Annotated in this window: 18 protein-coding genes and 1 other annotated feature; all 18 genes read right to left on the bottom strand. The window is 45.8% G+C overall.

The window, feature by feature from the left end; translation table 11 throughout:
- Positions 1–2 precede the first annotated feature (2 nt).
- Positions 3–890, bottom strand: a complete 888-nt coding sequence (pheA, locus tag NYE72_RS24340) for a prephenate dehydratase (protein WP_076101002.1) — start codon at positions 888–890, stop codon at positions 3–5.
- Positions 887–1,864 (bottom strand): homoserine kinase, encoded by a 978-nt coding sequence (gene thrB, locus NYE72_RS24345; RefSeq protein WP_036685186.1) that lies wholly within the window; start codon positions 1,862–1,864, stop codon positions 887–889. The genes pheA and thrB overlap by 4 nt, the downstream gene beginning before the upstream one ends.
- Before the next feature lie 59 nt (positions 1,865–1,923).
- A complete protein-coding gene (locus tag NYE72_RS24350) occupies positions 1,924–3,210 on the bottom strand; it encodes a homoserine dehydrogenase (RefSeq protein ID WP_036685184.1) in 1,287 nt (428 codons plus the stop codon).
- 33 nt (positions 3,211–3,243) lie between these two features.
- On the bottom strand, positions 3,244–3,681 hold the full coding sequence (locus tag NYE72_RS24355) for an ACT domain-containing protein (protein WP_036685183.1): 438 nt from the start codon (positions 3,679–3,681) through the stop codon (positions 3,244–3,246).
- Between the two features lie 158 nt (positions 3,682–3,839).
- Positions 3,840–5,201 (bottom strand): hypothetical protein, encoded by a 1,362-nt coding sequence (locus NYE72_RS24360; RefSeq protein WP_076101000.1) that lies wholly within the window; start codon positions 5,199–5,201, stop codon positions 3,840–3,842.
- 66 nt (positions 5,202–5,267) lie between these two features.
- A complete protein-coding gene (locus NYE72_RS24365) occupies positions 5,268–6,044 on the bottom strand; it encodes a hypothetical protein (RefSeq protein ID WP_076100998.1) in 777 nt (258 codons plus the stop codon).
- A 14-nt stretch (positions 6,045–6,058) separates the two neighbouring features.
- Positions 6,059–6,805 carry a hypothetical protein gene (locus tag NYE72_RS24370; protein ID WP_076100997.1) on the bottom strand — a complete coding sequence of 249 codons (747 nt, stop codon included), beginning with the start codon at positions 6,803–6,805 and terminating at the stop codon, positions 6,059–6,061.
- Between the two features lie 10 nt (positions 6,806–6,815).
- Positions 6,816–8,138, bottom strand: coding sequence for an SPFH domain-containing protein (locus NYE72_RS24375; RefSeq protein WP_076100995.1), 1,323 nt, complete (start codon positions 8,136–8,138; stop codon positions 6,816–6,818).
- 210 nt (positions 8,139–8,348) lie between these two features.
- Positions 8,349–9,659, bottom strand: coding sequence for a GTPase ObgE (obgE, locus tag NYE72_RS24380; protein WP_036685174.1), 1,311 nt, complete (start codon positions 9,657–9,659; stop codon positions 8,349–8,351).
- Between the two features lie 15 nt (positions 9,660–9,674).
- Positions 9,675–10,415, bottom strand: coding sequence for a Spo0B domain-containing protein (locus tag NYE72_RS24385; protein WP_036685172.1), 741 nt, complete (start codon positions 10,413–10,415; stop codon positions 9,675–9,677).
- Positions 10,416–10,658: 243 nt separating this feature from the next.
- The gene (rpmA, locus tag NYE72_RS24390; protein WP_036685171.1) at positions 10,659–10,970 is read right to left on the bottom strand and encodes a 50S ribosomal protein L27; all 312 of its coding nucleotides are present in this window, start codon (positions 10,968–10,970) and stop codon (positions 10,659–10,661) included.
- Between the two features lie 17 nt (positions 10,971–10,987).
- Complete coding sequence (locus NYE72_RS24395) at positions 10,988–11,323, bottom strand: ribosomal-processing cysteine protease Prp (protein WP_036685168.1); 336 nt, start codon at positions 11,321–11,323, stop codon at positions 10,988–10,990.
- Positions 11,324–11,335: 12 nt separating this feature from the next.
- Positions 11,336–11,647, bottom strand: coding sequence for a 50S ribosomal protein L21 (rplU, locus tag NYE72_RS24400; protein WP_036685166.1), 312 nt, complete (start codon positions 11,645–11,647; stop codon positions 11,336–11,338).
- A 14-nt stretch (positions 11,648–11,661) separates the two neighbouring features.
- Positions 11,662–11,748, bottom strand: a sequence feature (ribosomal protein L21 leader region).
- Positions 11,663–11,830 (bottom strand): hypothetical protein, encoded by a 168-nt coding sequence (locus tag NYE72_RS24405; protein ID WP_155288184.1) that lies wholly within the window; start codon positions 11,828–11,830, stop codon positions 11,663–11,665. Its footprint overlaps the feature before it by 86 nt.
- A complete protein-coding gene (locus NYE72_RS24410; RefSeq protein WP_038573035.1) occupies positions 11,811–13,052 on the bottom strand; it encodes an Rne/Rng family ribonuclease in 1,242 nt (413 codons plus the stop codon). The genes NYE72_RS24405 and NYE72_RS24410 overlap by 20 nt, the downstream gene beginning before the upstream one ends.
- 54 nt (positions 13,053–13,106) lie before the next feature.
- The gene (locus NYE72_RS24415) at positions 13,107–13,949 is read right to left on the bottom strand and encodes a M50 family metallopeptidase (protein ID WP_339210609.1); all 843 of its coding nucleotides are present in this window, start codon (positions 13,947–13,949) and stop codon (positions 13,107–13,109) included.
- Entirely contained in the window at positions 13,942–14,838 is an 897-nt protein-coding gene (locus NYE72_RS24420) for a M23 family metallopeptidase (protein ID WP_076142055.1), read from the bottom strand. The genes NYE72_RS24415 and NYE72_RS24420 overlap by 8 nt, the downstream gene beginning before the upstream one ends.
- 202 nt (positions 14,839–15,040) lie before the next feature.
- On the bottom strand, positions 15,041–15,835 hold the full coding sequence (minD, locus tag NYE72_RS24425) for a septum site-determining protein MinD (protein ID WP_036685156.1): 795 nt from the start codon (positions 15,833–15,835) through the stop codon (positions 15,041–15,043).
- Between the last annotated feature and the right edge of the window lie 2 nt (positions 15,836–15,837).

Here is a 15,837-nt window from a genome sequence, read left to right on the forward strand (position 1 = left end):
ATTTACTGCACCTCCGCTTTCTCTTCCTCATAGGTGTATGTGGGATACGAGCCCAGAATCCTTACCTGACAGCCTAAAGCACTAATTTCTTCAATAGCCCCTGGCAGCAGAACAGATTCTATCGGTTCCAGCACATCAATATAAAAATAATAAGTACCCAGCTTCTTCTTCGTTGGTCGTGATTCAATACGCGATAAATTCAGTTTCCGCCAGGAAAAAGCAGCAAGCACCTGATGCAAGGCACCTGGAAAATCCTCTGGCAGCGTTACTAGAACACTCGTCTTTACTCCTGTGCTGCTCCGCGGAAGATCTATCTTCTGTGGACCAACCAGGACAAACCGTGTGTAGTTGTTGTTGTGATCTGTAATTTGCCGATCTACAATCTCCAGCCCATGCGTAGCGGCGCCAAGAGCGGTACCGATAGCAGCCCAGCCCTTACCCGGATTGTTTTTGACGATTTCCACAGCTTCAGAGGTACTTCCGACCGACTCCAGTTCAGCCCAAGGGGCATGCTTACGAACAAATTGCATGCATTGTGCCATTGCTACTGGATGCGAAAGGATTTTTACCATCTTGGTGAAATCCTTGTTGCCGTCTGTATCTGTGAATTCCCTTGGGTTACCGATAAGATTCTGTATCGATGGAAAAATCCATTCCGTCTGCATTGGCAGATCCACTTCATTGATGAGCCAATCGATGTGAAGACTAACTGAGCCTTCAATGGTATTTTCAATCGGAATCACGCTGTAATCGGTGGTTCCACCCGCCGTAGAGAGAAATACATCGGAAATTAACTTGTGATGCACAAGCTTTACAGGTTCACCGTTAAACAAATGCAGCAGCGCTTCGTGGGATACCGAGCCCTGCGGCAATACCGCTATTGATTTCATGACCGTACTCCTTTTATCATATCCAAAAATGATACGTTTTGCATCTCGTTTATTTCGAGCAGCTCTGTAGTCACTCCAGAAGCACAAGGTGTTAACCAGCAGGTCCGAGCGGAAATGCCATGTTCCTGCATCGTATTCTTCAAGAAGGCCTCAAGCTCACTCTTGCGGGTCTCTTGGCGATCCACTAAACATAGCAGAGTCGGTCCAGCACCGCTAAGTGCGATCCCTAAAGCACCGTGTTCAGGAGCTTCTGCAAGCAGCTTCTCCATGCCCGGTATAAGCGGTGCACGATACGGCTGATGCAGGCGATCCTGCATCGCTCTGCTAAGCAGATCAAGCCGACCTGATGCCAGCGAAGCCGTCAATAGAGAGGTTCTGCTGATGTTGTACACAGCATCACTAACTGAGATTTCTGTTGGGAGCAATCCCCGCGCTTTTGTGGTTTCCAGTTCGAATTCAGGAATAACCACCAGCACCTCAAGATTTTGTGGTGGTTCTAGCCGAACATAATCTGCATGTTCACCATCCCACACAGCAGTAATAATGCCGCCAAACAAGGAGGCACCCACATTATCGGGATGTTTCTCAAGCTGGGTAGCCATATCAAATAGCTTGCCATTATCCAGCGGAGAGCCAATCATTGTGTTCGCCGCAGCCATGCCGCCAATAATAGCTGAGGCACTGCTGCCGAGTCCGCGCGTAAGGGGAATCTCCGAGTACATCGATATCGATAATTCAGGCACCGTAACGCCTGCCTCTGCAAATACCATTTGAGCGACCTTATAGAGTAAATTGCTCTTATCCTGAGCCACTCCATTCATCTCATCACCATATAGATGAAAAACAGTCTCCTCTGCTTCCTCCATCTCAATCCAGGCATATAGCGGCAAAGCCATACCTAGAGTATCGAAGCCCGGACCAAGATTGGCAGTACTAGCAGGCACTTTAACCCTAGCTCTTCCGTAAATACTCATAACAGGTACAATCTCCTTACTATGTTTTGAAATATGAAAGTATTAGTTCAGTGACGTGGTTAACCTTCCACTCGATAATGGCTCTTGATCCGGCGGATGACTTTCAGCTCCTCGAAATGGCGCAGCACTTTGTTCATGCTTGCTTTACTAGCGTTATGAGTGACAATAATGATCTCCGCATCAGGATTATTGGGATTGGCTTGCTGAACTACTGAATCCAAACTTACATCATATTCGGCAAACACTTGAGTAATCTTAGCCAATACCCCTGCTTTATCATCAACATGCAGAAGCAAAAAGTTTTTATAAAAAATAGCTTCATCACTCTTAAGCTTTTTCTGTTTGTAAGGTACTTTTTGCTTCAATCCATTAACACCTAGTTTAAGGTTCTTAATGACAGCTACCAAATCAGCTACCACTGAGGTTGCAGTTGGCATAGCGCCCGCACCCGCACCGTAGAACATAGTCTCTCCCACTGCTTCCCCGTATACGTAAACTGCGTTGAACACGCCATTGACGGAAGCCAAGGGATGACTAGCCCGAATCAAGGTTGGCTGAACACTGATGCTGAATTCTTCATCCTGACGTTCAGCGATACCTAACAGCTTAATTTCATATCCGAGACGTTTCGCAAAGGCGATATCCGCCTTACTCACCTGAGAAATCCCACTCACACTTACATCATGCAGCTCCACGTTAGTACGGAAACCTAAGGTTCCGAGAATCGCCATTTTGCGGGCTGCATCCAGTCCTTCCACATCCGAGGTTGGATCAGACTCTGCGTATCCCAGATCCTGCGCTTCTTTTAACACATCATTATAGGATGCGCCTTCTTGGCTCATTTTGGTTAGTATGTAATTAGTCGTTCCATTCACGATACCTATAATTTTCATAATCTTATCCGAGGAAAAGCCCTCGATAAGTGTGCGGATAATCGGAATGCCTCCTGCAACGCTAGCCTCATAAAAGACATCACATTGCTTCTCCTGCGCCTTAGCAAGAATCTCTGATCCGTGCAGCGCCATCAAATCCTTGTTCGCAGTTACGACATGTTTACCGCGTTCCAAAGCTTCAAGAATATATTCTTTGGTTCCCGCGATTCCACCCATAACTTCAACGATGACATCAATTTCAGGGTCACGAATCACATCCCATGGATCTGTCGTTATTTTAGCAGGATCAACCTCGATTTCGCGTGGTTTATTAGAATTATTCACAGCTATACGTTCAATGACAATTGAAGAGCCTACCTGGCTGCTTAAATCCTCTTGATTCCCTTCCACGATACGAACTACACCTGTGCCTACTGTTCCCAGGCCCAGCAACCCCACTTTAACCGGCTTCATCTGTCTCCTCCTAAAAGTTTACGAATATAGTTCCTATCCCTGTCCAACGATTAAAGCACGCTTCACTCCTGGAATCTCTTTCAGACTATCCAGCATCTCTCCGAGTTCCTCATTTAAGTGTGAAATTTCTACGGAGATCACCACATTTGCCCGCCCTTGCAGCGGAATACTCTGGTGAATCGTCAGCACATTAGCCCCATGTCCCGCTACAGAGCCTAGTACCTTGGAAAGCATTCCAGATTCGTGCTCCAAATCCATGGAAATCGTAACGATCCGCTCCCGTTCGAGCTGATGGATCAAATGAATTCCATCCTTGTATTTATAAAAAGCGCTTCGGCTTAATCCCACCTGCTCTACACCTTCATTTACGGTCTTCGCATCCCCGGCCTCAAGCAATTGTTTAACCTGCATAGTCTTAAGTACAGCATCAGGTAATATGTCCTCCCGGACCAAATAATAGCGTTCTTTCACGAACGTCCTCACCTCAAAGACTTTTGTGTTTTCTTAGTGGACATTATATCGGAAAAAGCCTGTAAATTGCAATAACTTTATCTGGATACTCTGAGGTCGGGGAGTTAGACGCAATAAAACCCCCGGATTCCCGGGGGCAGTTGGCAATCGTATGTACACTAACTGTATGGAATCGTCGTCCCGCAATAGTCACAGATTTTATCCTGCCCTGGAAGTACTCTACTCTTAGCACCGCAACTCGGACAAACGATGGATTTCGGCAGTTGGACAGGTGGTTTAGGCCTATTCTCCGGCAATGACTGCCGCCCAGATGATGGCTGGTTCTCTGATGCCGCGGAGGGCTGTGCCCGGTCAGGATGCACAAGATTGGGCGGTTGTTTATCTAAGAGCTTAACACGTCCTTCATAATAGACAAGATCAGAAGCAAGTAACCCCCATCTCACTAAATACCGTAGGTCTCTACGTACATCATCTTCACTTTGTTTCGTGATATCAGCTAAATTACCGATATGTCTAACATCATCCACTATGATCAGCATGAGATACTTCTTGCACAGAAAATCAAAGTTTTCTGTTGCGAAGGTAGCCCTCCCTGCAAAGCTGTCCGCCGGAATTATAAAGATCAAGTAGAGGACCACCAGAATGATCAATAAAGTGAACCACTTAAAATCCCCTTTGTAGGTCCCCACGGCGAAGAGGACGGCAAGTTCCATAAAAGCTCCCATACATACATGATAGAGCAATTTATAGTTAAATGATTTCCGCTCATTCTTATAATGAGTGCTTACAAAACGAAGCATCGCAAGTACAAACCCAAGCGGAGCAAACAAATAGGCAATCGCCATGATGATTCGATCAAACACTGTCCGGTCTCGCTTGTTACGATAGCGAAGGTTATTCTCAGGCGCACGCACCAGTGCTTGTGCCCGTTTAGAATAAATAAGCTTCGGCGGCAATTTTACAAATGGGTTATCTACACGTCCTTCATAATAAACAATATCTGGAGAAAGTACTCCCTGATCTTTTAAATATTCCAAAACCTCGCGGACGTTCTCTTCACTGAATCCGCGAATATCGGATAGGCTGCCGATATGCCTTATGCCGTCCACAAGAACCAATGCGATATAGTCATTGCAAAGATAGGTGAATCCCTCTCTCCATCCTACGGCCCTAACGGATAATTTAATGGCGGGAATTCTAAACAATGCGTAGGTAATCACCAGCCTGATCAAGAGTGCGACATAATCGATTTGACCGAGTAGCTTGCTAATAATGAAATAGATCGCCAATTCTACAAAGGCACCCATAAACGCATGATAAAACAGGTTAATATTGCTTGCTTTGCGCTGTCTCTTGGAATGTGTAGATAATAACCGGATGGCAGCCAATATAAAGCCAACCGGAGCAAATACATACGCAAACACAATAGTCGTATAATCAAACGCCGTCCGCTCATATTCATGCTTGTACACGGGTTTTCCCGATGTCGGCGGCTGTCTGCGTATATCCAATCCACTCATTTTGTCTTTAATCCCCTTATTTATGTAATCCTATATGCGATGCAGCTAATCTGTTGGTTGACGGCATTAATTGTACGGGATCTTCGTTCCACAGTAATCACAGCTTTTAGATTGGCTTGGGAGCACAGTATTCTGGGCTCCGCACCCCGGACAACGGATAGACTTAGGCAGTTGCGGCGGAGACTGAGGCTGCACAGGTATCTGCTGCCCCGATGCTTGGGTTCTCCCCGTTCCTTCGAAGCCCGAAGTACTTCCAGGGTAACCTTGATTAGCTGCTGATGACTCTGGCGTCTGGCGCCCTTCGGATAATGCAATATCAATATTAAGCAGCCCTTTATCCTTCAGATACTGGACATCTCTTCGTACATCACTTTCACTTTGGCCTATTCGTTCAGATATACTGCCAATATGCCGGATATTCTTATTTTGAATCAGCTCTATATAAGAAGTGTTAAGCTTAGAAAGGGTATATTTAGCTTTCGCTGTCACACTGGCCAGTATAAAAGCTGGAGTCAAAAACATGATTGCAATTAAAATAAGCGTTGATACTAATTCAGAAGTTCCAAATTCCCCATTGAGCGCACTAGAAAACATGGCAATAGAAAGTTCAACAAACCCACCAATAAATACATGCATCAGCAGGTTGAGGTTAGTCGGTCTGCGGTAATTTTTGTAATGCGTTGTCATCAAACGCAACAAGGCAAGTACAAGTCCAACTGGCATCAGCAGATAAGCAGCCGCGAGAATAACATAATCAAACCCGGTACGTTCGTATTTAAGCCGGGGAACGGCTGCATTTCCTCCCGGGAGCGGTGACGGCTCTTGTAGGTTCAAACTGTTCATGTAGTAAACTCCTCCTATTTAAGTGCCGCTAATTCACGGTTACGCCGCTGAAGTGTAGACTTTATGCTCTCTGACATCTCATTTATTTCTACCTGCCAGCCCTCATGTGGCTCTTGGGTCGCCAGCAGTAGCTTCACGTGATCATGTAACAGGGAAATCTGCTGCTGCAGAATATCCTCTGTAGCATATAAAGACGGTTCTGATATCGGATCACTGTACTTAAATTTTTCCTCCAACATATCTAGCACGTTCACTAGCTGCCCAGATTCGGAATTCTTCCAGCTACTAGCCAGCTCACTCATTTCAGTTAATTCGTTCTGATACCGCCGAAACTTTTGTAAAGACTTTTGGGCTTGCTGCTCCCCTGCCCCGGCATTCCACCCGTAAAGCCCTATCGCGGCCAAAGTGATCGCCCCTAACACAAGAATCAGCAGTTGTTCGGCTGCGTACCACAAGGCGGGTAACTCCAGCAGCCAATCGAATAATAAGGCCGATACAAATACGATGACTGCATAGATTCCCGTAATGATTGCACCGCTGATAAGAACAGGCGGAGTCTGCTGAATGCTACTTGCAGTTCGGAGCCATAAAATACAATAGCCATAGATTACACTCTCTGCTAGCAGAACCGCGGATAAAGAAATTGTGAACCGAAACAGTGAGTCGGAGAAACCTAATCCAATAAACGAGAACACTGTCAGTACTATAGCTACCGCATAAATGACGGTAATAATGTATATATATCTCCTGCTTTTGTTCATTAGGTCCTCCTTAGCCTGCTTTTGTTCCGCACTCTGCACAGAATTTTTGTCCAGCTTTCAGCTCATGTCCACAGCCGCTGCATTTAATCACCATGCTGTCTCCACAATGAGGACAGAATTTCACCCCTGGCGCTACCATAGTCCCACATTTACCGCAAGCTTTAGGCATTTCTTTTCCACAGGAGACACAAGAAGCCGCTCCCTCAGGATTATCTGCTTTACAGGATGGGCAAGGACGATAAGGATTCCCGCAACCTGGACAGAACTTAGCTCCCGCATTTAGTTCATGCCCGCATTCAAAACATTTAATCTTGTTCGCAGAGGGAGAACCTTGCGGGTTGCCTCCAAGTGCCTGCCCACAACCGCTGCAGAACCGTCCCTCTACTGGATTCATAACACCACACTTAGAGCAGGAACGCTGCTCTTGACGTATAACTGTAGTCCCTGAATCCAAGTTCATCCCTCTAGTCATACGGTTCACCATATCCATAGCGGGTCCAGCAAATCCCATTCCAAGTCCAAGCCCCATCCCGGTGTTCATCATGCCCACTCCAAGATTGCCGGGATTACCTGCCGCTTCTTCCATCGTGTCAAAACCACGCTCCTGCTGATAGGTGAATCCGATGATATCCATTTCTGCTTTTTTAGCCAAAGCTTCCTTCAAACGAATCGTTGCCGGATCATCCTCTGGAATATTGATCGAATCAATATAGAAATTATTCAGCTCAATGCCATTATCCAAGAAAGCCGAGGCTAGTCGGCCCTGAATATGTTTGGAGATCTCTGCAACATAAGCATTAATCTCCAGTATGCTGATTTGCTTGTGCACAAGGTAAGAAGAAATAAGTTCATTTATATTCGACATCAGCAGTCCGCGGAAATAACTGATAAGCGTTTCATGATCAAACTGCGGGAGTGTCCCTACGAGCTTCAGCAAGAATTTTCGCGGATCATCGATTTTTACACCAAACTGCCCAAAAGAGCGAACAGAAATCATAATTTTGTATTTAGGATCCTGAAGCTGTAAAGGCGAGCTTGTTCCCCATTTGACATTCATCGAATTCGTCTTATTCACATACCATACTTCAGCCGTAAATGGTGATTTTCCACCAAAAGGAAGATTAACGATATTGGATAAAATAGGTATATTAGCGGTACTTAGAGTGTGCCGCCCAGCTGTAAAGGAATCAAGCGCTTGTCCGCCCTTGAATAGAATCGCTTCCTGGGATTCATTAACGATTAGTTGTGTCCATGTTCCCAGCTCCTGGTTAGGATATTTCCATGCAAATATACCTGGAGGACCGTCATACTTCACCACTTCTATAATTGCCATCTGCTATTCCTTCTTTCATTATCTTATATATAAATAACGTGTATGCTCCCAAATGGGAATTAGTGTATTTCGATATTTATTGTATACGATATATATCGTGTTTTGGGTTCTTTTATTGAAAAAAATTACTGATCTCCTCACAAAAAAAGCGCCAACTATGCCATCCCTTTACAGGAAAACCATAGTTGGCGCTTCATAGTCAGCTAAATATTAATAGTAGCTGCTGTTCTCAACGAATTCGAATTCGAAATCAGCGATACGGACAATCGTTCCTTCTACAGCACCGCGTTTACGAAGCTCTGCATCTACACCCATATGACGCAAAGTCCGTGCCAGCTTGAGAATCGCATCATGTGTGCTAAGCTGCATGCGCTTCAGCATACGTTCGATACGTGGGCTTGTGACCACAAACGCCTCGTTATCCCGTGTAATAGTAAACGAATTATCCTCTTCTGCTTCCAGCTTATACACCTTACGTTCAGTAGTTTCAGCAACTTCCTCAACCACCGGCGCAACCGGAATGCTGTCGAGAATATCCGTTGCACGATATAGGAGCTCCTGAACACCCTGACGGGTAAGGGATGAAATTGGCATGATTTCTAAATCCGGCCGCACCTCAGCTACGCGTTCGCGGAAAGAAATAAGATTCTCTTCTGATTCAGGCATATCCATTTTATTCGCCGCCACAATCTGCGGACGATCGATTAGACTAGCATTGTACTGCTTCAGCTCATCATTAATTAGAACCCAATCCTCGAAGGGATCACGACCCTCAGAGCCAGACATATCAACTACATGAATGATGATACGCGTACGTTCAACGTGACGCAGGAATTCGTGACCTAGACCTATGCCTTCACTAGCTCCCTCGATTAATCCAGGCAGATCTGCCATCACAAAGCTTCGGCCATCCCCAACATCCACTACCCCTAAATTCGGTGTAATTGTTGTGAAATGGTACGCTCCGATTTTGGGCTGAGCTGCGGACACAACCGACAGCAACGTAGATTTACCCACACTCGGGAAGCCTACAAGCCCTACATCAGCCATTACCTTAAGTTCCATAACCACATAACGCTCTTGGCCTTCTTCACCGTTCTCCGCAAGCTCTGGTGCAGTATTATTAGCTGTGGCAAAACGGGTGTTACCCCGGCCTCCACGGCCTCCACGTGCAACTACAACCTGTTGTCCATGACGCGTCATATCGGCAATGATCTCTTGCGTATCATCGTCAATCAGAATGGTTCCTGGCGGAATACGAACGATCATATGATCCGCATTCGCTCCATGTTGGCTTTTGTTCCGTCCTTTAATCCCTTTGTCAGCTTTGAAGTGGCGCTGATAACGGAAATCCATCAACGTGCGCAGTCCCTCATCTACACGGAAAATAACGTCGCCTCCACGGCCTCCGTCACCACCGGCAGGACCACCCTCCGGTACATATTTCTCCCGGCGAAACGCAACGAGACCATCCCCGCCGTCACCGCCTTTAACATAAATCTTAGCTTTATCTACGAACATAAATGTTCACCTTCCTCACATTTCAAGCGGTAATCGCAGCTCTACATAAGCCCTGCTAGGCTTAAACTGCTCTGCTTTCATGATTTTTCCTTGTACTATATTATAAATTTGCCCTTTGAGCAGCTCGGGATTGCCATGCTCCCCCTCGCCTTCGAAGGAGATAAGAATGTCTCCTCCATCCTGAAAAAAGCCAAGGCGCAGCTTGCGCGTCTCCCCCTGAGGAGCCAGCCCGTTGTACTGATAAGCCCGTATGGTCTGCATAATCACTGAAGTCAGCTCATCTCCTGCTTCTGGATTTAGCTTGTCCTCTAGCTGCAGCCCTTCCTCCACCTGAACTTCCAATTCCAGACTAGACCTGTTAGTTCGGAAGGATTGGATATAGAAAACCAATGAAGGAATGCCCAACTTAGCGATACGACTATCAAGTGCTATGCGTTCCTTTATTCTTTCCACACACTCCACGGATTTATTAGGCTTTCCAAGCTGAATATATCCGTATAGAATCTGCAAATCGTTCATCCAATCATGTCGATGATGATTCAGTGTCCGAATCGCCGCCTGTTGCAGAGTGTTCTCTTGTATACGCAGCTCCCGTTCATAATGACGCTGGCTCCAGATAAAACTGAAAGCAACGATTGCCACTACCCAGATTCCGAGTAATAGACACGTCAGAAGAGAAGTATGCCAATACAAAAGACCTAAAGGAAGCATTACGGATAACATGACTGCCCAGATTGCACTTTTCCAGGATTTCATTCTTTCTCCCCGTCCCTCAGTTCGCAAAATTCATGACTTCGTTTAGATTATTTGTTTTGTTAGTATCATTTACCATTTCCTAGTATAACACACGCGTTCACTGTAGTTCACCAGAGATAATAACGAGATTTTCACATCTATCTAACCCTTCCAACTTTGCAACACAAATAATTATGAATATTCTACAAAAAAGCCTCCGGCACTCATGCCGGAGGCTTCTACTTGCTCATATGGTCCGTAAGCTTACGCTTCCAGTGCCGCTGCTACCGGAGCGACATCAACTGGGTACACGCTCACTTTTTTGCGATCGCGGCCCCAACGTTCGAACTTCACTACGCCATCCACCATTGCGAACAAAGTATCATCTTTACCGATGCCTACGTTAGTTCCTGGGTGAATTTTTGTTCCGCGTTGACGAACCAAGATGTTACCGCCGGTTACTGCTTGACCGTCAGCACGTTTCACGCCAAGACGTTTGGAATGGGAATCCCGTCCGTTTTTTGTGGAACCTACACCTTTTTTCGATGCGAACAATTGAAGATTCAATTTCAACATGTTGTCAACCTCCTTCTTTAAATATTTACTTGCTGTATTTGAATATACTTTCCGTATGATTCTGCGATATCATTCAGCATTACGACCATGGATTCAAGCAGCAATTGTACCTTCGCGGAAGTATCGAAATCTTCAACAGAACTTAATGTTCCACTTAAGAATCCGTTCTTCATGGACGTGTCCATGGAGATTCCGGTCAAGGTCTCAATCGAATTGACGGTTCCAACTGTTACAGCGGATACCCCGGCACATACGATATCTTCGCCACGCTTCGCATAACCCGCATGCCCCTTAACCTCAAAGCCAACGATAGTTCCTAGATCCGATAATCGTGTAATCCGCACGCTAATCATTAACGCACCTTCTTACGCTTGAATCTTCTCGATAGTTACTTTCGTGTACGGTTGACGATGACCTTGTTTCTTGTGGTAGTTCTTCTTAGGTTTGTATTTGTAAACTACAACCTTAGCGCCTTTACCATGTTTCTCGACTTTAGCTGTTACAGACGCGCCGCTTACTAGCGGAGTTCCTGCAGTCAGACCACCATCGTTAGAAACAGCCAATACACGGTCAAAAGTTACACTTGCGCCGTCTTCAGCTTCCAACTTTTCAATGAACAAAACGTCGCCCTCTTGGACTTTGTATTGTTTACCACCAGTTTCGATAATTGCATACATTTTACTTGCACCTCCTCATGTCTCAGACTCGCCTAGTCTAGGTGGCAGAATTCCCGTAGGAACTGCGCTTATGTACCCGATCGGAGCGGTTACAGCATGTGCAGGATCAACTGCATCAAACACATACTTGAAGATAGTATCATACTTATGACTTATCGTCAACTCATTCCAGCCATTCTCCAACTTTTCCGGTTCCCCCGCAGCACTGGCAAATCACAGGCGCAAAGCTGGCTGAATCATGCCTTGCCTTCTTTCTGGTCATCTCGAGCAGCCCGAGTCTTGTCCACCCCAAAATATGTGTTTTGGTGCGATCCTTGCAGATCACTTTCTCTAATCGCTCTGTGACCATCTTGCGGTGAAGCTCTTGTTCCATATCAATAAAATCGACAATAATGATTCCACCAGTATCGCGTAACCGGATCAAACGACCGATCTCCTCAGCTGCGAGCAAATTCGTATTGGTAACCGTTTCTTCAAGCGATGCTCCGCCAATGTATTGAGCGGTGTTGACATCAATTACGGTTAACGCCTCTGTCTCATCCCAGATCATTGTTGCTCCGCCCTCCAGCGTGATTTTGCGGCTGAAGCTCTTGAGCAATTGATCCTGAATACCATAAGCAGCGAAAATAGACTCCGCTCCATTATAAAGACAGACTGGCTTGTACCCTTCAGGAGCCATGTCGTCCAGAAAGGCTGTTGCTTCTCTAGCTGCGGCAGATGAATCAATAATCAACTGATCCCGTTGCGGATTAAAGGCATCTCTTATAAAGCGTTGGACAATACTAAGATCACGATGTAGTAAAGCGGGAGCCTCTACCGTCTGTGCTTTACGTGTAATATTCTCCCATTGGGCACGCAGAAAGGAAAGATCGCCCTCCACAGCTTCATGTGGCTCGTCCTGAGAAACTGTCCGCATGATAAGCCCTTCTTCTTTCATTCGCAGACGTTCTCCAATTCCTTTGAGACGGCTGCGCTCTGCTTCCCGGCTTATTTTTTTGGAGACACCGACGTATTCTGCAAAGGGCATGTACACCATCCAGCGCCCGGGCAACGTATAATGAGTCGTTACACGCGCGCCTTTTCCGCCGCTTGGCTCTTTCCGCACTTGAACAACAATATCCTGTCCCGGCTGCAAAAGCGTCTCGATAGAGGGCTTCACATCAGGCTGTTTATCCAAATTAGGGTGCAATACATCATCAACATATAAAAAAGCATTCTTCTTCTGTCCGATATCAACAAAAGCAGCCTGCATACCTGGAAGTACGTTAATCACACGGCCTTTGTAATAACTGCCGACCAACCCTTGCTGCTGATCGCGTTCAGCCGCGTACTCCACCAGCCTTCCGTTTTCCAGAAGAGCCATTCGGGTAATGTGCTGCGTGCAGTGAACGATCATCTGTTTCATGGCTTCACCTCTGGTTTCGTTCGTTCATTCCTTCACATTCTCTGCATAAATACACTATATTCCGAAGTAGGTTGATATTAAGCGCTGTTCCGGCACAACAGCAACAACATTTCCTTTACCGTTTAACACATAGATAAAATGATATTGATTACGTTTAAATAGACGCAATATATCATCTAAAGGTTTCGCAGATAATGCAACTATTGGACGAGCAACGCTTCCTGTTCGCAAATGATACTCATAAACAGCCTCCCGATTCATCAAAAAAGCAACAAACCGGTACGGTAAATTACGATGGTCGGTAAAATTCGAATACAGCAAAAAAGCTCCGATCATGACCATATTCAGCCTAAGGCCTCCACCCGCTCCAAGAGGCAGCAGCGCATATATAATCACAAGGACACTTGCGGCTACACTCACCCGTCCAGTCCATAACAAAGTGTAGTAATAAGGAAGCACTAAACTAATAGTGGCCTGAAGCACTTTACCTCCGTCAAGCGGCAGCACTGGCACTAGATTAAAAAGTCCAATCATGGCATTGGCATGAATAAAATAGGTCAGAAATTCCTGATTGCCATAACCGGCTTGTTGAAGTCCCAAAGCAATTACAATCATAATTCCATTTTGCAGTGGACCTGCAAGGGCTATTCCGATCTCACGACTGGCTGTAAGCCGCCCATGATCTTCAATAACAGCCACTCCGCCAAACGGAAGAAGCTGAACCGACTTAACTGTAACATCAGCCAAAAGAGCCGCAACGACATGTCCCATTTCATGAATGAAGACAATCGTAAATAAGGTGAGCAGCTCTAGAAATTGTCCCGTGATCACGGAGAATAACATAATGATCACGAACAGTGGATGTAGTGACAGTTCGATACCAAAGATCCTAATCAAACGATACCACTTCTGTAGGATCAATATAAGTCTTGTCTTTCATCACTGCGAAAAATAGTGTTGAAGCTGAGGATACGTCCTTCTCCATCATCCAACCGAGCGAATCCCCGCTCTGCACCCAGTCATCAACCTCCAGCTTGGTGCCGCTCAAATGTCCGTATTCTGCAGTGACACCACCTGAATGCTGAACAGCAATTCGAATGCCCCCTTCCAGCTCTTTAGAGATGGAGAGAATACGTCCCATGTCTATACTTTTCACCGTCACATTTAAGGTTGAATCGATTTGAGGCATAATTTCCACCCCTTTTAGCGTAGAAGCAAAAGGCTGGACAATGCTCCCAGCAATCGGCGCAGTGAGTTGATGATGAGCGGCCACTTTTTGAGCAGGCTCATCTTTATCTCCAAACATCGGAATGAACGCTGGAGCTCCGTTAAAGTTCTCCTCATACCAAACTCTCACAGCCGTGAAATCCATGTCATTGCTTAACGCATCACTAATAAAAGCTTGCATCTTATACGACCATGGCTGATGTACCGCAAAGACCCCCCACACTGCTCCAAACACAAGAACACTAGCAACAAAGCGCCGAATAAAACCGGCAGTAAAATTTGAGCCTCCACCGCCGTCATCCTCCCAGCCTCCACGACTCTTTTTCCACATCACCTCTGGATCGGGCTCTACAGAGGATTGATCCGCATTCTTAAATCCTGTTCCCCATTCCTTAAAGCTCGTACTCTTATCCGGCATAATAAATAAAGGGGGAGCCTCCGCTATTTCTAGTTCTTGAACTTCCGAAACTCCTGAGACTGCTGAGACTTCCGGGAGTTCCTCCAATAAACTACGAATACGCTCCTTGCGGCGATTCTTGATATCTGATTTCTGATCCATATTTATCCCTCCGGACGGGCTTGTTTTACTTCCATTTTATGAAGCACGGAAGTCTCTTTAGAACAAGCCCCTCCAAGACAGACCATTTAAATCCCGGAAATGCCATACATTCATATTTATTCAAAAAAAATAAGCCCCACCATAGATTTCTCTACTCGTGGGACCCGTGTATGCTTCTTATAATAGGATTGCTTAGTAAAAATTAAGCCATACCGAAAAATTTCTTAAGTTTCTTAAATGCTCCCGGTTTGCGGTCAAGCTGCATCAGGGGTACAGCATCACCTAAAATTCGGCGTGCAATATTGCGATAGGCAATAGCTGCTGACGAATCGGGATTCATAACTGTAGGTTCTCCGTTATTTGCGGCTTTAATGACTAGTTCATCATCCGGAACAATTCCGATAAGATCAATGTTCAGCACCTGTAATATATCCTCAATATCAAGCATATCCCCAGACTTCACAAGACCTGGGCGAATACGGTTTACCACCAATTTCGGCGATTCCACACTCGACTGTTCTAATAGTCCGATAATACGATCGGCATCCCGCACAGCGGCATGCTCTGGTGTGGTAACCACAATCGCTTTATCCGCACCGGCAATCGCATTGCGGAAGCCGTGCTCGATTCCTGCCGGACAATCGATCAGAACATACTCATATTCCTTCTTTAGTTCAAGAATGATATCTCTTACTTGTTCAGGAGAGACAGCCGTTTTATCCTTTGTTTGAGCTGCAGGCAGCATATACAATTCATCAAAGCGCTTGTCTTTAACGAGCGCTTGATTAAGGCGGCAACGTCCTTCCGCTACATCCACAAGATCATAAATAATACGATTCTCAAGCCCCATAACTACATCCAGATTACGCAGTCCAATGTCGGTATCGACGAGACATACTTTTTTGCCCTGCAGTGCAAGTGCGGTTCCAATGTTGGCTGTTGTGGTTGTTTTGCCAACTCCGCCTTTGCCCGAGGTTACGACTATCGCTTCTCCCATGG

The organism is Paenibacillus sp. FSL L8-0333 (assembly GCF_037965665.1).
GTDB classification, from domain to species: Bacteria; Bacillota; Bacilli; order Paenibacillales; family Paenibacillaceae; genus Paenibacillus_AQ; species Paenibacillus_AQ odorifer.

What these genes read in the sequence shown, in the direction of transcription:
- NYE72_RS24420 (WP_076142055.1), bottom strand. Translation starts at nt 14,838, where the DNA reads ATGGATCAGAAATCAGATATCAAGAATCGCCGCAAGGAGCGTATTCGT.
- NYE72_RS24370 (WP_076100997.1), bottom strand. Translation starts at nt 6,805, where the DNA reads ATGAACAAAAGCAGGAGATATATATACATTATTACCGTCATTTATGCG.
- NYE72_RS24350 (WP_036685184.1), bottom strand. Translation starts at nt 3,210, where the DNA reads ATGAAGCCGGTTAAAGTGGGGTTGCTGGGCCTGGGAACAGTAGGCACA.
- rpmA (WP_036685171.1), bottom strand. Translation starts at nt 10,970, where the DNA reads ATGTTGAAATTGAATCTTCAATTGTTCGCATCGAAAAAAGGTGTAGGT.
- pheA (WP_076101002.1), bottom strand. Translation starts at nt 890, where the DNA reads ATGAAATCAATAGCGGTATTGCCGCAGGGCTCGGTATCCCACGAAGCG.
- NYE72_RS24375 (WP_076100995.1), bottom strand. Translation starts at nt 8,138, where the DNA reads ATGGCAATTATAGAAGTGGTGAAGTATGACGGTCCTCCAGGTATATTT.
- NYE72_RS24360 (WP_076101000.1), bottom strand. Translation starts at nt 5,201, where the DNA reads ATGAGTGGATTGGATATACGCAGACAGCCGCCGACATCGGGAAAACCC.
- NYE72_RS24365 (WP_076100998.1), bottom strand. Translation starts at nt 6,044, where the DNA reads ATGAACAGTTTGAACCTACAAGAGCCGTCACCGCTCCCGGGAGGAAAT.
- obgE (WP_036685174.1), bottom strand. Translation starts at nt 9,659, where the DNA reads ATGTTCGTAGATAAAGCTAAGATTTATGTTAAAGGCGGTGACGGCGGG.
- minD (WP_036685156.1), bottom strand. Translation starts at nt 15,835, where the DNA reads ATGGGAGAAGCGATAGTCGTAACCTCGGGCAAAGGCGGAGTTGGCAAA.
- thrB (WP_036685186.1), bottom strand. Translation starts at nt 1,864, where the DNA reads ATGAGTATTTACGGAAGAGCTAGGGTTAAAGTGCCTGCTAGTACTGCC.
- NYE72_RS24395 (WP_036685168.1), bottom strand. Translation starts at nt 11,323, where the DNA reads ATGATTAGCGTGCGGATTACACGATTATCGGATCTAGGAACTATCGTT.
- NYE72_RS24385 (WP_036685172.1), bottom strand. Translation starts at nt 10,415, where the DNA reads ATGAAATCCTGGAAAAGTGCAATCTGGGCAGTCATGTTATCCGTAATG.
- rplU (WP_036685166.1), bottom strand. Translation starts at nt 11,647, where the DNA reads ATGTATGCAATTATCGAAACTGGTGGTAAACAATACAAAGTCCAAGAG.
- NYE72_RS24410 (WP_038573035.1), bottom strand. Translation starts at nt 13,052, where the DNA reads ATGAAACAGATGATCGTTCACTGCACGCAGCACATTACCCGAATGGCT.